Genomic DNA, 15,485 nt, shown 5'->3' on the forward strand with positions numbered 1-15,485 from the left:
GATGACCTCTGAACGAATACCCTGGGGTACTGCTTTCAGCATAGGTCAGCCGGGGGGAGTTGCCAGTGGGGTGGAGGGTGCAATTACCCTGGCATTCAGAGCACTGATGTCCCCCTGTAGGGCTGCCAGGTGGATTAGGTCAGGTGCTCGGGCTTCACCGGATCGCCCGGTTTTACATCCAGTTGCTTGCGCACGTCCTCGAACATTTCGTCGTAATACGTGTGCATCGAGCCAATGCTGGCGCTCTTCGGCATGCCGTATTTTTGCGCGATGTTTGTGGCGTGCCGGGCAAAGTCGAAGGCGAGGTCCTTTGGCAGGAAAAAACGCTCGTCCACGCTTTTGTCCTCGACCGTGCCGTGCAACCGGAATGACATGCCTGTGCCTTCCTTGGGGTCCTGGGCCACTTCGTAGTCGATGCACAGGTTGTAGCTGAAGTCATCCTTGTTCAGCGCATGGCGCTCCATGTGCAGGTGACCGGGTTGGAACATGGCCATGAGAGACTCTCCTTGAAAGGCATAGAAGTAGGGCAGACCCTGGATCTGGCCCTGGAGTTTCCGGTTATCGATAAGCGATACCCGTTGTTTCCATGCTGATGCGGGTGCCGGCGGTGCCGTGGACGATAGCATCGATATCCGAGAGGGACCCGATCACCGCGACCTTGCCGGTATTGCGCGCAAATTCGCAGGCGGCCTGCACCTTGGGGCCCATGGAGCCGGCGGCGAAGTCGAGTTTTTCCATGTCGTCGGGGTGGGCCCGGGCAATGGCTTTGCAGGTCGGCTTACCAAAATCGATGAAGACCGCGTTGACATCGGTGGCGATCACCAGCAGATCGCTTTCCAGTTGTTCGGCCAGCAGCGCCGAGCACAGGTCCTTGTCGATGACCGCTTCGACGCCTTGCAGCTTGCCGTCGACACCGTACACCGTCGGGATGCCTCCACCCCCGGCACAGATCACGATGCTGCCCTTTTCCAGCAGCCACTTGATCGGACGGATTTCAAAGATGCGCTTGGGCCTGGGGCTGGCGACCACACGGCGAAACCTGTCGCCGTCCGGGGCGATGGTCCAGCTTTTTTCGGCGGCCAGTTTCTGCGCCTCCTGCTGGCTGTAGACCGGGCCGATGGGCTTGGTAGGGTGTTGGAAGGCCGGGTCGTTGGGGTCTACTTCCACCTGGGTCAGCAGCGTGGCGAGGGGCACGTCGACGTCCAGCAGATTGCCCAGTTCCTGCTCGATGATGTAGCCGATCATGCCATCGGTCTCGGCGCCCAGCACGTCCAGCGGATACGGGGTCACCGAGGTATAGGCCGCCGCTTGCAGCGATAGCAGGCCGACTTGCGGGCCGTTGCCGTGGGCGATCACCAACTGGTTGCCGGGATGGATCCGGGCGATCTGTTCGGTTGCGGTGCGAATGTTGCTGCGTTGGTTGTCGGCGGTCATGGGTTCATCCCGACGCAGGAGGGCGTTACCGCCCAGGGCAACGACGATGCGCATAGTGCTCTCCTTGAAAATGGAACATGGTTCCTGTGGGAGCGAGCCTGCTCGCGAATGCGGTGTATCAACCCATGAATGAGCTGGCTGATCGTCCGCCATCGCGAGCAGGCTCGCTCCCACAAGGGACGGCCTTACAAGTCCGCCAGCGTCGACACCAGCACCGCCTTGATGGTGTGCATGCGGTTTTCCGCCTGCTCGAAGGCGATGCACGCGGGTGACTCGAACACGTCGTCCGTGACTTCAATGCCGTTGGCCAGATGCGGATACTGCTCGGCGATCTGTTTGCCGACCTTGGTGTCGCTGTTATGGAATGCCGGCAGGCAGTGCATGAAGCGAGTACGCGGGTTGCCGGAGGCTTTCATCAAGTCGGCATTGACCTGGTAAGGCAACAGTTGCTCGATACGCTCGGCCCAGGCTTCGACCGGTTCGCCCATGGAGACCCAGACGTCAGTGTGAATGAAGTCCACTCCCTTGACGGCCGCTTTCGGATCCTCGGTGAGGGTGATACGTGCGCCGCTTTCTGCGCCGTAGTGATGACAGCGCTGCACCAGATCGTCGTGGGGCCAGAGGGCCTTGGGCGCGCAGATACGCACATCCATGCCCAGTTTCGCGCCGATCAGCAGCAACGAGTTGCCCATGTTGTTACGGGCGTCCCCCAGGTACGCATAGCTGATCTCATGGATCGGTTTGTCGGCGTGCTCGCGCATGGTCAGCACATCGGCAATCATTTGCGTGGGGTGGTATTCATCGGTCAGGCCGTTGAACACCGGTACTCCGGCGAACTTCGCCAGTTCCTCGACGATCTCCTGCTTGAAACCCCGGTATTCGATGGCGTCGTACATGCGCCCGAGTACGCGGGCGGTGTCCTTCATGCTTTCCTTGTGGCCGATCTGCGACGAGTTGGGGTCGATGTAGGTGACATTGGCGCCCTGGTCGTAGGCGGCCACTTCGAAGGCGCAACGGGTGCGTGTCGAGGTTTTCTCGAAGATCAGCGCGATGTTGTTGCCCTTGAGATGCTGCTGTTCGGTACCGGTGTACTTGGCCCGCTTGAGGTCGCGGGACAGGTCCAGCAAGTAGTGCAGTTCACGGGGAGTGTGGTGCTCAAGGCTGAGCAGGTTACGGTTATGGATGTTGAACGCCATGATGCATCTCCTTGGGTTTCGGCGGGCCCCGGAAGGTGTCCGGTCAACCGGGGCCCAGGCTCGAAGGTCAGTAGTCGATCGGGTCGCGAATGATCGGGCAGGTCATGCAATGTCCGCCGCCGCGGCCCCGGCCCAGCTCGCTGGCGCTGATGGTGATGACCTCCACCCCGGCCTTGCGCAGCAGAGTGTTGGTGTAGGTGTTGCGGTCGTAGCCAATCACCACGCCCGGTTCCAGGGCCACCACGTTGTTGCCGTCGTCCCATTGTTCGCGTTCGGCGGCGAAGCTGTTGCCGCCGGTTTCCACTACCCGTAGCGCCGGGAGCTTGAGGGCGGCGGCAACGGTGTCGATGAAGCTGCCTTCTTCGCGGCGCACGTCGATACCGCCGGGTTTGCTTTCGTCGGGACGCAGGGAGAAGGCGACGATCTGGCCCACCACCTCCGGGAACACAGTCACCAGGTCGCGGTCGCAGAAACTGAACACGGTATCCAGGTGCATGGCAGCCCGGGACTTCGGCAGGCCGGCGACGATGACCCGCTCCACGGCCTGGTGCTTGAACAGGTTCAGCGCCAGTTGGCCGATGGCCTGGCGGGATGAGCGCTCGCCCATGCCGATCAGCACGACACCGTTACCGATGGGCATCACGTCACCGCCTTCGAGGGTGGCACTGCCATGGTCCAGATCCGGGTTGCCGTACCAGATCTGGAAATCGGCATGGGTGAACTCGGGGTGGAATTTGTACAGGGCGGTGGCCAGCAGGGTTTCCTGGCGGCGCGCCGGCCAATACATCGGATTCAGGGTGACGCCGCCATAGATCCAGCAAGTGGTGTCGCGGGTGAATTGGGTATTGGGCAGCGGCGGCAGGATGAAGCTGGAATGTCCGAGGAAGTCGCGAAACATCTGGATGGTCTTGCCACCGAAGCTGTCGGGCAGGTCATCGGCCGAGACGCCACCGATGAGGAATTCGGCGATACGGCGGGGTTCCAGGCTGCGCAGCCACGAACCGACCTCACTCACCAGGCCCAGGCCCACCGAGTTGGGGATCACCTTGCGTTGCAGGATCCAGTCCAGGGCTTCGGGGATGGCGACGATGTCGGTCAGCAGATTGTGCATCTCCAGCACGTCGATGCCCCGCTCGCGCATCTTGGTGACAAAATCAAAATGGTCGCGCTTGGCCTGGGCGACCCACAGCACGTCATCGAACAGCAGTTCATCGCAGTTGTTCGGGGTCAGCCGCTGATGGGCCAGGCCTGGGGAACACACCAAGACTTTACGCAATCTACCGGCTTCCGAATGAACGCCGTACTGCATTTTTTCCGTGGTCATCACACATCCTCCCGTTAAGCGTTTAGCGATCACAAAGTCAGGAAGCCGCTGTAGAGCCCATGGGCGGCAATCAGGACGGAGAGCAGCGGAGCCGCGAAATGATCAGGCCGACGTTGCCCGGCCTGGCGCTGATCCAATACCCCCAGGCCGATTGAAAACCCATGTAGTCGCAGGCATCGCATGAATCCGAGGCAGCAGAGAAGAGTCACAGCGTATGTTGATTTACCACTTCAATAGCTGATCCAGGTCAGAAGGCGGAGCCGATCACCATTGCGCTCGATGGGCGCCGAGTGTCGTTGCCGCACGGGCCCACTGCCAGGGCGTGCCGGTGATTTTCAGTGGCACCTGCAACCGCCGCGCCGGCCCCCAGGGCGTCTGCTCGACCAGCATGCCCTGATCGTTGGCGTCCTCGGCCCGTAGCGTGGTCGGATCCCCCGCGCCGTGCTCGATCAGCAGTTTGGCCGTGCGTGCCAGGGAAAGGCGTGCCGAGCCGCCCTGGCCGTTTGCCAGGCGTTGGGCCAGCAGCACCACGGTGCTCGCGGCCATCAGGTATCCCGTGGCATGGTCCAGTGCCTGGACGGGCAGCGGGGTCGGTGTGTCAGTCTGTTTCCAGGTCATGCCTGCGTCGGCAATGCCGCTGCTCATCTGCACCAGGCTGTCGAAGCCGCGCCGGTTCTGCCAGGGGCCGCTCCAGCCATAGGCGTTGAGGCTGACATCGATCAGGCCCGGGGCGATCTTGTGCCGTTGTTCGGCGCCGTAGCCGAGGCGTTCGAGGGCGTCGGCCCGGTAGCCGTGCAGGAGAAGGTCGGTGTCCTTGAGCAATGCTTCGAACGCCGCGCGGTCGTCAGGCTGATGCAGGTCGAGGCGCGCGCAGCGTTTGCCCAGGGTGACCTCCGGCACCACGCCGGGCTCGTCCCAGGTCGGTGGATCGATGCGCAGGACGTCGGCGCCCAGGCCAGCGAGGAAGCGGCTGGCGACGGGGCCGGCCAGCACGCGGGTCAGGTCCAGTACCTTGAGACCGGCCAGTGGCTGGGCCACGGAACCGAACCAGGGCTTTCGGTGTGCGTCGACAGTTGCAGCGAAGTGCACCAGTGGCTCGGCGTTCACTGCCATGCCTTGGGAATGCGCTTGCCAGGCCTGCCACGAACGCATCTCGGCGGCGCAGCCACCAGCATCCACGACGGCTTGTTCCAGTTCGGTCTTGTTCCAGCCGGCAACCCGGGTCGCCATGTCGAGGCGATCAACGCAGGTGCCGAGGACTTTTTCCGCGGCCCGACGATGATGCGGTGCATTGGTGTGCAGGCGAATCCAGCCGTCGGCCGTGGCATAGTCGCCGGCCACCGGGTCCCACATCGGCGGCACGCTCCAGCCAATGGGGCGCAGTGATGTGGAAAACCAGAACGAGGCCAGGCGCCGGTCGACCTCAAGGGACGGCAAGCGCCCGGTTTGTTGGCAAATGAGTTCTGCAATTGCCTGGCCGGCTACGGCGATACTGGCGCAGGCCAGCTCGGTGACGGCGAACGCCGAAGGCAGGGCGCCGTCACTCGCGAAGTGGATCGGAGTCGTGGGCAAGCCAAGGGCGGCTTGCATGGACGCGAGTAGGTCTGTCATCGAAGGCCCTCCGGATTTGAGAGGCCGAGCATAGATCAAAACGGTTTATTCGGGCGTTCGTGCTGTTGCCAGTTCCCTCGCCTCGGGGCGGGACCAGATCCAGAGATTGCCCGCGCCCATGCCCGCAAGGGCCAGATAGACCGGCCAGCCATGATTGAGCGTCACCAGCATCAGTGCGGCGCAGAACAGCATGCTCAGGGTAGCGCCAACCTTGGCCCGACGCGGGATTACCTTGCCGTTGCGCCAGTTGTACAGCATTGGCCCGAACAGCCGGTGGCTCTCCAGCCAGGCACTCAGGCGCGGCGAACTGCGAGTCGCGGCCCAGGCGGCCAGCAGGATGAACTCGGTCGTCGGCAGGCCGGGCACGACGATGGCGACCAGACCGATGGTCAGGCTGGTGTAGGCGAGCAAGCCGAAGAGCAATCGGGCGGTTTTGGAGGGTGGATTCATCGTCACCTTTCAAACATGCACATATCTCCGTGGGAGCGAGCCTGTGGGAGCAAAGCTTGCTCGCGATGAACGAAACACGGTCAATGGATTGAGGCGTCTTCATCGCGAGCAAGCTTTGCTCCCACACAGTGCTCGCTCCCACAAGGGAAGGGGTGATCCAGATGTCAGTGTTCAGGCTAGCTCAGCGGCGTAGGCCTGTTCCAGCAACACCGTAAATCGGTTGAAGGCGTCCAGTGCGCCTTTGTCCGCCTCGGCTTCCTGCTGCTCGGTGAGCGCCATCTCATCGAGGATACGGGTGAAGGTCTTCCAGCCTTCGGCGCGCCCGCCCGCCGGTTCGGCAAGGTGGCGGGCACCGAAGGTTTCGCTCAGCCCCAGGCCCGCTGCGCGCTTGATCAGGAATGCCGCGCCCAGTTTCGAACCTTCGGAGACGAACAACCAGCCCAGGGCCTCGGCCATGGTTGGGTTGTCCAGTGCACCGGCCACCGGGGCCGGGACATCGGTATCCAGGTCCGCCAGGTCGGCCTTGGCCGCTTCGGCCCGGCAGCGGACCGGCAGGTCGGGGATCAGGGCGGACAACTGCGCGTCGTTGTACAGCGCCACCAGTTCCGACTGGAACAGGTACTGGGCGATGACGAAACGGGCAAAGCTGGCCGGACTGTCGAACGGGGCGTGGGCCTTGACCAGGGCGTCGAGCTTGCCGTGGGGCTCGTGGGTGATCTGGTTGAGGCGTTGGGAGCGTGAGGTGGGGTGTTGGGGGGTCATGAAAATTCCTTGAGTGAAAGTAGGTCGCTGTTGTGGCGAGGGGCAGCACTGTGGGAGCAAGGCTTGCCCGCGATGCAGACGATGCGGTCCTTCAGAAATCGAGGCACCTGTATCGCGAGCAAGCTTTGCTCCCACCTATGAACTGTTTGCTGTGGTCAGCGGATCAGATATCCCAGATCAGGTTGATCGCGAAGTTGCGCCCCGGCGCTGTCAGGCGATCGAGGTTGGCGGGGCTCAGCACGGCCGCTTCGCCGACGCTGTCGTAGCCGCGCACGTCATCCCACAGCCAATACCTCTTGTCAGTGAGGTTGTAGAGGCCGCCGCTGACGGTGACCTCCTGGGTCACCTTGTAGAACCCGGTCAGATCGAGAATCCCGAAACCGGGCGTCTTGAACTGGCTGCTGACGCCATCGGGCGAGTTGAAGTTGCTGTCGTCGACGCGGTTTTTCTTCCTGACCAGGGTCCAGGTAAGCAAGCTGCCGTAGTCGTTCTGGTCGTAACCCAGGCCGAACACACCGGTCAGTGGGTTGACGCTATTGAGCGGCTGGCCGGAATCGTCGTTGCGACCGTAGGCGTAGGCCACCGAACCCTGGGTATATAGCCCCTGGGGCGCCCCCAGGACGGAGAGGTCCAGACGACCCTTGACCTCGGCGCCCTTGATGGTGGCGTGCTTGATGTTGTTGCTCTGGAAGGTCAATTGATCGGCGCCGGGGGTGATGGCGTCTTCGTTGATGAAATCGCGGTACTTGTTGTAGAACACCGCCACGTCGAACGAACCGGAGTCGAAACGGCCGCGCAAGCCGGTCTCGTAGCTTTTGCTTTTTTCCGGTTCCAGGTTGGGGTTGGGTTTCACGCTGTAGCCGACGTCGGGGTTATCGAAACGACCGTACAGGGCCTTGGCGGTCGGGGTGCGGAAACCTTCGGCGTACTGGCCGTACCCGGTGTACTGGTCGGTAAAGGCGTAGGTCAGGCCGAACTTGGGTGAGACGCGATGCCAGGTCTTGTTGCTGTCGCTGACCTGGCCACCGCCGGTCGGGTCGACGGTGTCGAGAAACGCCTGGGTGAGGTGCGGCTTGAGCTGGGTATAGTCGTAGCGCAGACCCGGAGTGAAGGTCCACTTGTCCCAACTGATCTGGTCCTGGGCGAACAGGCTGTAGGTGTTGATGGTCGGGTCCGGGAAGTCGCTGGCTTTTGCCAGTACGTCCCGGGTGCTGATGGCGCCGACGGCGGAACAACCCACGCCGACCGCCAGGCACACGCCATTGCCGCTGCGCGAGCCGGTGACTTTCTGTTGCTTGATCGTGGTGCCGTAGGTCAGCGCGTGATCGGTGTCAGCGAGGCTGAAGGCCTTGTCCAGTTGTGCGTCGAAGACCCATTGCTTGTCTTCGTAGAGGGTTTTCCGGGTGCGTAGGACCTGGCGGGTAATCGGGAAGTAGAACTCGGCGGTGCTTTCGTCGGTCTTGGCGATCTGGTGATTCAGGCTCCACTTGATATTGTCGGCCAGCAGGCTATCGAGGGCGAAGCTGTGCTCCAGGCCGAAACGCTCGCGGGTGACTGTGTCGTTGCCGGTGCGCCACTGGTACATGCCGCCCGGCAGGATGCTCGTGGGGATGGCCGGCTGACCGTTGGAGAAGGGGCCACCGTAGGCGCTTCTCAGATCGGTGTCGCGATCATCCTTGTACTTCTCATAGACCAGACTCAGGCGGGCGTCATCGCTGTAGTTCCAGCCGAGTTTGGCCAGTACGTTGTTGGCGCGCACATCCTCCGGGTTGGCCGCGGTGCGGTCCAGGCCTGTGCCGTTGTTGCTGCCGTAGGATTCGGTTTCATGGCCGTCGCGCTGGCTGTAATGCAACAGGCCGTCGAGTGCACCGCTGCGGCCGGCGACGGTGGCGGATTTGAGCCAGCTTTCGTCGGCGGAGCTGTAGCCGGTCTTCAGGCGGGCACCGACGTCCTGGCCGGGCTTGATGATGTCATCCGGATCCAGAGTGAAATAGCTGACGGCGCCACCAATGGCGTTGCTGCCATAGAGCACCGAAGCCGGGCCACGGAGGATTTCCACGCGCTTGATGATTTCCGGATCGACATAGTTGCGCTGGGTCTTGGCGTAGGGGCCGTTGAAGAAGCCGTCGGGAATCGATACGCCGTCGACCTGGGTCAGCACCCGGTTGCCGTCGATTCCGCGGATGTTGTAGCCGCTGATGCCACCGCGCTGGCCCGCTCCGCCCACCGACACGCCGGGCTCATAGCGCACCAGGTCCTTGAGGGTGCTGACGTTGTTGCGGTCCAGTGCCTGGCGCTCATGGACGCTGACGGTACTCGGCACGCCGTTGATGTCCTGCTCCTGGCGGGTGGCGCTGATGGTCATCTGTTGCAGGTTCACCACGTTGCCGGCGCTGCGTTTCTCCAGCACGATGCTGTTGTTGCCCAGCTTGCGGTAGCTCAGGTGGGTTCCCGTCAGCAGGCGCTCCAGGGCTTTTTCAGGTGGCAGCGAGCCATTGACGCCGGGCGATGCGACGCCTTCGGCCAGTTCTGCCGGCAGACCCACTTGCCAGCCCGTGATGGCCGTGAATGCATTGAGGGCCGAGACCAGTGGCTGCTGGGCGATGGCGAAGGTGTAGTCGCCGACGTTGCGCGCTGGCGGTTGCGTCGTGGCGGCCAGGGCGACGGGCGCGATGCTGGCCATCAGGATGGCGGCGGTCAGCAACGACAGCGTACGGGAAGGGGCAAGGAACCGGCAGGTAAGGCGAGAGGACATCGATAGCGCTCCGTGTCGCATCTGTTATAGGTGCAGATCGGCATCAGTAGATGCGAATCAATTGCATTGGCTATAACGAGACGAATCAGCGAAGGCTATCGAGTAAAAATAATTCTCATTTAGTTCAGGATCACCAGTGCCGGGAACTCCTGAAGCTGCGCGGACGTGATGTGAGCCAGGGAGCGAACCACGTCCAGCGGCTGGTCGAGTCGGTAGTTACCGGTCACGGCAACGTGGGCCAATTGTTCGTTGCGGTTGATGATCCAGCCGGGATAGTAGCGCCGCAGTTCGGCCAGGACCTGGCTCAGCGGCCGGTTTTCGAACACCAGCCGACCCTGGACCCAGGCCAGATCGGTGCGGGTATCGAGCGGAGCCGGACGGTCAAAGCCGTTGGGGCCGATGCGGATGCTTTCCCCGGCCGAGAGCCGGATGTGGGTGTCGTTGCGGTTGGCCCGCAACTCGACATCGCCGCGCTGGACCTGTATCTGGGCTACACCGTCGAGGTAGCGCACCGCGAACGTGGTGTTGCTGACACTGGCGGTGACCGGTCCGGCGTCGACCTCCAGAGGCAAGCTGCGGTTGTCGGGCACCTCGAAAAACGCTTCACCCTTGTACAGTCGGGCCACATGGCGCTGTTCGTTGAACGTGCTGGAAAACGCCGAGTCGGTGTTGAGCAGGACCTTGGAGCCATCCTCCAGTTGCAGGCGCTGGCGTTCACCGACCACCGTCAGATGATCGGCCTGGAAAAGCAGGGGCAGGTCGCTGAAATTGAACAGGCCCAGGAACAGCACGGCAGCGGTGGCCAGGGGCTTCCAGTGGGCGCGCAAGCGTGACAATACGCTCACCCTGGGAGCGGCCTGGAGCCGCCGGGCACTTTCCTTCACTTGTGGGCCGTTCCAGAGAGTCTGGGCTCTGACGAATGCTTCGCCATGGCGCGGATCGGCCGCCAGCCAGACCTGAAATTGCCGGGCCTGCTCCTGGCTGGGGTTGTCCATCAGGATCAGCCAGTCCAGCGCCTGTTCCATGGCATGAGCAGTGTCCTGTGCTGACGCAGACTCGGGGGCGTGGTGATTATCCGTCACGGTGGTTACTCGGCATTAGTGGCAAGTGACAAGCTACGAGCTGCAAGCAACAGGTGGCAAGCATGCGCTGCTTGCCGCTTGAAGCTTATAACTCACAACTACCCACACAGATCGCCATGATCAGTTTCAGTTCCTTTTGCACGGTGCTCAAGGACACACCCAGTTCTGCAGCGATGTCCTGATATCCATGTCCATGCAGGCGACTGAGAATGAAAATTCGTTGTTGGCGCGGACTCAGCGCTTGCAGGCTGGAGTTGAGACGCTCAAGCATCTGTTCGGCATGGACGGCGTCTTCGGCGCTGCTCTGGGGAGCGATCACATTGTGGACGACCTCCAGAGGCACGTCGTCCAGCACCGTACGGGACTGCATGCGCCTTGTACGCAGATGGTCCCGTGCCAGATTGCGGGCGGTCTGGAAGACAAAGGGTTCGAGATGCTCGACTGTGCGGTCCCCCAATGCGCGGGAGACGCGCAGATAGGTTTCCTGGAGCAGGTCTTCGGCGGTGCTGCGGTTGTTGACCATGCGCTCGAGGGTGCGCAGCAGAGGTGTGCGCTGGGCGAGGAAGACGTGGTGAAAGCGCGATTGACTCACGATAAGGCCCGATCCGGTAGGAGTAAATGATAATGCTTATCATGTGCTCTGCAGGTCAAGCCCGGATTTCATCACTGCTCGAAAACCAATGTGGGAGCGAGCCTGCTCGCGAAAGCGGTGTATCAGTCGAAAAAATGCTGACTGACACACCGCTTTCGTGAGCAGGCTCGCTCCCACAAAAGCGTTCAGCGGCTGTGCCCGGTCACTCGGCGTTACACAATGCCAGGCAGTTATCGAGCATGCGGTTGGAGAAGCCCCACTCGTTGTCATACCAGGCCAATACCTTGAGCAGCTTGCCGCTGACCTTGGTGTGGTTGGCGTCGAAGATCGACGACAGCGGGTTGTGGTTGAAGTCACTGGAGACCAGCGGCAGGGTGTTGTAGCCGAGGATCTTCGAATGTTGGCTGGCCTGGCGCAGCAGTTCGTTGACTTCTTCGGCCGACGCTTCGCGCTTGAGCTGCACGGTCAGGTCCACCAGAGACACGTTGATCACCGGCACGCGCACAGCCATGCCGGTCAGCTTGCCCGCCAGTTCCGGCAGTACCAGGCCCACCGCTTCGGCGGCACCGGTCTTGCTCGGGATCATGTTCTGGGTGGCCGAACGGGCGCGGTACGGGTCGGTGTGGTAGACGTCAGTCAGGTTCTGGTCGTTGGTATAGGCATGGATCGTGGTCATCAGGCCGCTTTCGATGCCCAGCTCGCGATGCAGCACCTGGGCCACCGGGGCCAGGCAGTTGGTGGTGCACGAAGCGTTGGAAATGATCTGGTGGGACTGGCGCAGGATGTCGTGGTTCACGCCATACACCACGGTGGCGTCGGCGCCCTTGGCCGGGGCCGAGATGATCACCTTGCGGGCGCCGGCGCTGATATGGGCGGCTGCCTTGACGCGGTCGGTGAACAGCCCGGTGCACTCGAACACCACGTCGATCTTCTCGGCGGCCCAGGGCAGTTCGGCCGGGTTGCGGATGGCGCTGACCGCGATGCGGTCGCCATTGACCGTCAGGCTTTCGTTATCGTGCTGCACCTCGGCATCGAAAGTGCCGTGGACGGTGTCGTACTTGAGCAGATGAGCATTGATCGCACTGTCGCCCAAGTCGTTGATGGCGACGATCTGCAGGTCGCGACGATAGCCTTGGGTATACAGTGCACGGAGGACGTTGCGGCCGATGCGGCCAAAACCATTGATTGCGATTCGAAGAGTCATTACTGCGCCGCCATCGATTTGTTGTTGGAATTACAAGATTATTCGCATAAAAATAGAAAACAAGCCTTTTTGATGGCAATATTTTGTTTTATCTACAACGAGTGACCTGAATCAACTGGTCCGAGTGGTCAAAAACCGTTTGTCGCCTTCCCTGTCACGGGGTGTTCGGCCGGTTTTGATCAGCATAGACAATCAGGTCGCCACACCCGTTAGCCTGGAGTTCTACACATGCATCCCCGCGTTCTTGAGGTCACCGAACGGCTTATCGCCCGCAGCCGCGCCACGCGTCAGGCTTACCTTGCACTGATCCGCGGTGCCGCCAGCGACGGTCCGATGCGCGGCAAGTTGCAATGCGCCAACTTCGCCCATGGCGTGGCCGGTTGCGGCAGCGAAGACAAGCACCACCTGCGGATGATGAACGCCGCGAATATCGCCATCGTGTCGTCCTATAACGACATGCTCTCGGCCCATCAGCCCTACGAAACCTTCCCGGAACAGATCAAGAAAGCCTTGCGCGAGATTGGCTCGGTCGGCCAGTTCGCGGGCGGCACGCCGGCCATGTGCGACGGGGTTACCCAGGGCGAGGCGGGGATGGAGCTGAGCCTGCCGAGTCGTGAAGTGATCGCCATGTCCACGGCGGTGGCGCTGTCCCACAACATGTTCGACGGCGCGCTGATGCTCGGCATCTGCGACAAGATCGTGCCGGGCCTGATGATGGGAGCCCTGCGCTTCGGTCACCTGCCGACGATTTTCGTGCCCGGCGGACCGATGGTGTCCGGCATCTCCAACAAGGAAAAGGCTGATGTGCGCCAGCGTTACGCCGAGGGCAAGGCCACACGCGAAGAGCTGCTGGAATCGGAGATGAAGTCCTACCACAGCCCCGGCACATGCACCTTCTACGGCACCGCCAACACCAACCAGCTACTGATGGAAGTGATGGGCCTGCACTTGCCGGGCGCCTCGTTCGTCAACCCGAACACTCCGCTGCGTGATGCCCTGACCCGCGAAGCGGCGTTCCAGGTGACGCGCATGACCAAGCAGAGTGGCAACTTCATGCCCATCGGCGAAATTGTCGACGAGCGCTCGCTGGTCAACTCCATCGTCGCGCTGCACGCCACTGGCGGCTCGACCAACCACACCTTGCACATGCCGGCCATCGCCATGGCGGCGGGCATCCAGTTGACCTGGCAAGACATGGCCGACCTCTCCGAGGTGGTGCCGACCCTGAGCCACGTCTATCCGAACGGCAAGGCCGACATCAACCACTTCCAGGCAGCAGGTGGCATGTCCTTCCTGATTCGCGAACTGCTGGAGGCCGGTCTGCTTCATGAGAACGTCAACACCGTGCTCGGTCACGGCCTGAGCCGCTATACCCAGGAACCGTTCCTGGAGGATGGCGAACTGGTGTGGCGCGACGGCCCGATCGAAAGCCTCGACGAAAACATCCTGCGCCCGGTGGCCCGTGCATTCTCGCCGGAAGGCGGCTTGCGGGTGATGGAAGGCAACCTGGGTCGTGGTGTGATGAAAGTCTCCGCCGTCGCCCTGGAAAACCAGATCGTCGAAGCACCGGCGATGGTCTTCCAGGACCAGCAGGACCTGGCGGATGCGTTCAAGGCCGGCCTGCTGGAGAAGGACTTTGTCGCGGTAATGCGCTTCCAGGGGCCGCGCTCCAACGGCATGCCGGAGCTGCACAAGATGACCCCGTTCCTCGGCTCGTTGCAGGATCGCGGTTTCAAAGTGGCATTGGTGACCGACGGACGGATGTCCGGCGCCTCGGGGAAAATCCCGGCGGCGATCCACGTCAGCCCCGAAGCTTATGTCGGCGGCGCGTTGGCCCGGGTGCAGGAGGGCGATATCATCCGCGTCGATGGCGTCAAAGGCACCCTGGAATTGAAGGTGGACGCCGAGCAATTCGCCGCACGCGAACCGGCCAAGGGCCTGTTGGGCAACAACATCGGCACCGGTCGTGAACTGTTCGGTTTCATGCGCATGGCCTTCAGCTCGGCAGAGCAGGGCGCCAGCGCCTTCACCGCTGCACTGGAGACAATTAATTGAAACTGGCCCTGGTCGGTGACATCGGTGGGACCAACGCTCGTTTTGCGTTGTGGAAGAACCACAATCTGGAAAACGTCCAGGTGTTGGCAACGGCGGATTACGCTTGTCCTGAAGATGCCATCAAGGTGTACCTGAGCGGCATGGGCCTGGAGCCTGGCGCCATCGGTTCGGTGTGCCTGTCGGTGGCCGGCCCGGTGGCGGGTGATCTGTTTCGTTTCACCAACAACCACTGGCGCCTGAGCAACCTGGCGTTCTGCAAGGCCTTGCAGGTAGAGAAGCTGTTGCTGGTCAACGACTTCTCGGCCATGGCCCTGGGGATGACCCGTTTGCGTCCCGATGAATACCGGGTCGTGTGCGAAGGCACCCCGGAGCCGATGCGCCCGGCGGTGGTAATCGGACCGGGCACCGGGCTGGGCGTCGGTACATTGCTGGATCTGGGGGGAGGCCGCTTTGCGGCGTTGCCGGGGGAGGGTGGCCATGTCGACCTGCCGATGAGCAGCCCGCGGGAGACCCAGCTCTGGCAGCACATCTACAACGAGATCGGACACGTCAGCGCCGAAACCGCCCTGAGCGGCAGCGGCTTGCCCCGGGTGTACCGGGCGATCTGCGCGGTGGACGGGCATGAGCCGGTGCTCGATACACCTGAATCCATCACTGCCGCCGGCCTGGCCGGTGACCCTATCGCCCTGGAAGTGCTGGAGCAGTTCTGCCGCTGGCTGGGGCGCGTGGCCGGCAACAATGTACTGACGGTGGGCGGACGAGGCGGTGTATACATCGTCGGTGGAGTGATCCCCCGGTTTGCCGATTTCTTCCTCCAGAGCGGTTTCGCCCGCTGTTTCGCCGACAAGGGCTGCATGAGCGATTACTTCAAGGGCATTCCGGTCTGGCTGGTCACCGCACCGTACTCCGGCCTGATGGGCGCTGGCGTGGCGCTGGAGCAATCGGCCACAACCTGACGCTTGGAATGATGTGATCTCCTGTGGGAGCAAAGCTTGCTCGCGATGAACGAAAATACGGTCA

General features: G+C 62.2%; 13 protein-coding genes. 2 read left to right on the plus strand and 11 right to left on the minus strand.

Annotated elements, in window-relative coordinates; genetic code table 11:
* Positions 1-134: 134 nt before the first annotated feature.
* From QZH45_RS07715 to gap, 11 genes are all read right to left on the minus strand, one after another.
* Entirely contained in the window at positions 135-494 is a 360-nt protein-coding gene (locus QZH45_RS07715) for a DUF5064 family protein (RefSeq protein WP_024776376.1), read from the minus strand.
* A 64-nt stretch (positions 495-558) separates the two neighbouring features.
* Positions 559-1,488: a carbamate kinase gene (gene arcC / locus QZH45_RS07720; RefSeq protein ID WP_024776377.1), complete on the minus strand. Its 930-nt coding sequence runs from the start codon at positions 1,486-1,488 to the stop codon at positions 559-561.
* A gap of 131 nt (positions 1,489-1,619) precedes the next feature.
* Complete coding sequence (locus QZH45_RS07725; protein ID WP_055135111.1) at positions 1,620-2,630, minus strand: ornithine carbamoyltransferase; 1,011 nt, start codon at positions 2,628-2,630, stop codon at positions 1,620-1,622.
* A 67-nt stretch (positions 2,631-2,697) separates the two neighbouring features.
* Complete coding sequence (gene arcA / locus QZH45_RS07730; protein ID WP_024776379.1) at positions 2,698-3,954, minus strand: arginine deiminase; 1,257 nt, start codon at positions 3,952-3,954, stop codon at positions 2,698-2,700.
* 264 nt (positions 3,955-4,218) lie between these two features.
* The gene (locus QZH45_RS07735; RefSeq protein ID WP_055135112.1) at positions 4,219-5,565 is read right to left on the minus strand and encodes a CoA transferase; all 1,347 of its coding nucleotides are present in this window, start codon (positions 5,563-5,565) and stop codon (positions 4,219-4,221) included.
* Between the two features lie 45 nt (positions 5,566-5,610).
* A complete protein-coding gene (locus tag QZH45_RS07740) occupies positions 5,611-6,015 on the minus strand; it encodes a YbaN family protein (protein WP_055135113.1) in 405 nt (134 codons plus the stop codon).
* 171 nt (positions 6,016-6,186) lie between these two features.
* Positions 6,187-6,777: a biliverdin-producing heme oxygenase gene (locus tag QZH45_RS07745; RefSeq protein ID WP_024776382.1), complete on the minus strand. Its 591-nt coding sequence runs from the start codon at positions 6,775-6,777 to the stop codon at positions 6,187-6,189.
* Between the two features lie 163 nt (positions 6,778-6,940).
* Positions 6,941-9,532 (minus strand): TonB-dependent receptor, encoded by a 2,592-nt coding sequence (locus QZH45_RS07750; RefSeq protein WP_024776383.1) that lies wholly within the window; start codon positions 9,530-9,532, stop codon positions 6,941-6,943.
* A 119-nt stretch (positions 9,533-9,651) separates the two neighbouring features.
* Positions 9,652-10,557 (minus strand): FecR family protein, encoded by a 906-nt coding sequence (locus QZH45_RS07755; RefSeq protein WP_418323096.1) that lies wholly within the window; start codon positions 10,555-10,557, stop codon positions 9,652-9,654.
* Between the two features lie 142 nt (positions 10,558-10,699).
* Positions 10,700-11,206 (minus strand): RNA polymerase sigma factor, encoded by a 507-nt coding sequence (locus QZH45_RS07760; protein WP_053192820.1) that lies wholly within the window; start codon positions 11,204-11,206, stop codon positions 10,700-10,702.
* 202 nt (positions 11,207-11,408) lie between these two features.
* Entirely contained in the window at positions 11,409-12,410 is a 1,002-nt protein-coding gene (gene gap / locus QZH45_RS07765; RefSeq protein WP_024776385.1) for a type I glyceraldehyde-3-phosphate dehydrogenase, read from the minus strand.
* A 228-nt stretch (positions 12,411-12,638) separates the two neighbouring features.
* On the opposite strand from gap, the gene edd reads away from it, so the two are divergent.
* Both edd and QZH45_RS07775 read left to right on the plus strand, forming a co-directional pair.
* On the plus strand, positions 12,639-14,465 hold the full coding sequence (gene edd / locus QZH45_RS07770; RefSeq protein ID WP_024776386.1) for a phosphogluconate dehydratase: 1,827 nt from the start codon (positions 12,639-12,641) through the stop codon (positions 14,463-14,465).
* On the plus strand, positions 14,462-15,421 hold the full coding sequence (locus QZH45_RS07775) for a glucokinase (protein WP_024776387.1): 960 nt from the start codon (positions 14,462-14,464) through the stop codon (positions 15,419-15,421). The genes edd and QZH45_RS07775 overlap by 4 nt, the downstream gene beginning before the upstream one ends.
* The last annotated feature ends 64 nt before the right edge of the window (positions 15,422-15,485 follow it).

It is taken from the genome of Pseudomonas corrugata, assembly GCF_050920615.1.
Lineage (GTDB): Bacteria > Pseudomonadota > Gammaproteobacteria > Pseudomonadales > Pseudomonadaceae > Aquipseudomonas > Aquipseudomonas corrugata.

Bases quoted from the DNA above. Each gene is read 5' to 3' on its own strand.
- arcA (WP_024776379.1), bottom strand. From the start codon at position 3,954: ATGACCACGGAAAAAATGCAGTACGGCGTTCATTCGGAAGCCGGTAGA.
- QZH45_RS07745 (WP_024776382.1), bottom strand. From the start codon at position 6,777: ATGACCCCCCAACACCCCACCTCACGCTCCCAACGCCTCAACCAGATC.
- QZH45_RS07735 (WP_055135112.1), bottom strand. From the start codon at position 5,565: ATGACAGACCTACTCGCGTCCATGCAAGCCGCCCTTGGCTTGCCCACG.
- arcC (WP_024776377.1), bottom strand. From the start codon at position 1,488: ATGCGCATCGTCGTTGCCCTGGGCGGTAACGCCCTCCTGCGTCGGGAT.
- gap (WP_024776385.1), bottom strand. From the start codon at position 12,410: ATGACTCTTCGAATCGCAATCAATGGTTTTGGCCGCATCGGCCGCAAC.
- QZH45_RS07755 (WP_418323096.1), bottom strand. From the start codon at position 10,557: ATGGAACAGGCGCTGGACTGGCTGATCCTGATGGACAACCCCAGCCAG.
- QZH45_RS07715 (WP_024776376.1), bottom strand. From the start codon at position 494: ATGGCCATGTTCCAACCCGGTCACCTGCACATGGAGCGCCATGCGCTG.
- edd (WP_024776386.1), top strand. From the start codon at position 12,639: ATGCATCCCCGCGTTCTTGAGGTCACCGAACGGCTTATCGCCCGCAGC.
- QZH45_RS07725 (WP_055135111.1), bottom strand. From the start codon at position 2,630: ATGGCGTTCAACATCCATAACCGTAACCTGCTCAGCCTTGAGCACCAC.
- QZH45_RS07750 (WP_024776383.1), bottom strand. From the start codon at position 9,532: ATGTCCTCTCGCCTTACCTGCCGGTTCCTTGCCCCTTCCCGTACGCTG.
- QZH45_RS07740 (WP_055135113.1), bottom strand. From the start codon at position 6,015: ATGAATCCACCCTCCAAAACCGCCCGATTGCTCTTCGGCTTGCTCGCC.